Consider the following 662-nt stretch of genomic DNA (forward strand, 5'->3'; position numbering starts at 1 on the left):
TCTTCCACCCGTGCCGGGCGGTAGTCTTCGCGCAGGTCGGGCGGCGGCTCGGATGAGGTGTCGATGTCGACCGCCATCACCGCGCCAGCGCCGCCGTACAGCGGGTTCGCCGGATCGATGCTGTAGCCCAGCTCGATCGCCTTTTCCCACTCTTCGCCCACGCCGCCGGTTTGCTCCAGCATCTGACGCGCTTGCGCGTCGAAGGCCTTCACGTCGGCGCGCTTGGCGTACACCTCAAGCAGCTTGCTGCGGATCGCCACTCGGCCCGGGTCGCTGCGCAGTGCTTCCTTCAGGATTTCTTCGGCCTGCAGGTCGCGGCCATAGGCCAGGTAGACATCGGCTTCGGCCACCGGGTCCACATCACCGATCGCGTCGAGCTGGCTCAGCGAGTAGCTCAGCGAAGAACTGCTGTTCGCGCCATCACGCGTGTCGACACGCTGACCACCGCTGACGCCGAAGAACGAGTCCGGTTGCAGCTTGCTTTCGATGAACGAGGTTTCGGCAGCGCCGTCTTGCTGGCGACGGCGCAGGCGCATCACGCCCAGGCCAGCCAGCAAGGCAACCAGGCCGGCAGCGCCGGGCAGCACCCAGGGGTTGCCGGACAGCGACTCGAAGAAACTCGGTTCGGGAGCGGGCGGCGGCGGGGCCACGCGCTTGCGGGC

Annotated in this window: 1 protein-coding gene; it reads right to left on the reverse strand. The window is 67.7% G+C overall.

Translation table 11 applies throughout. From position 1 onward, the window contains the following. On the reverse strand, nucleotides 1-662 hold a 662-nt coding region (locus AC1DYI_RS37745), incomplete at both ends, for a type IV pilus assembly protein FimV (protein ID WP_477209166.1).

This window comes from Ideonella sp. P3_A4 (genome assembly GCF_056403075.1).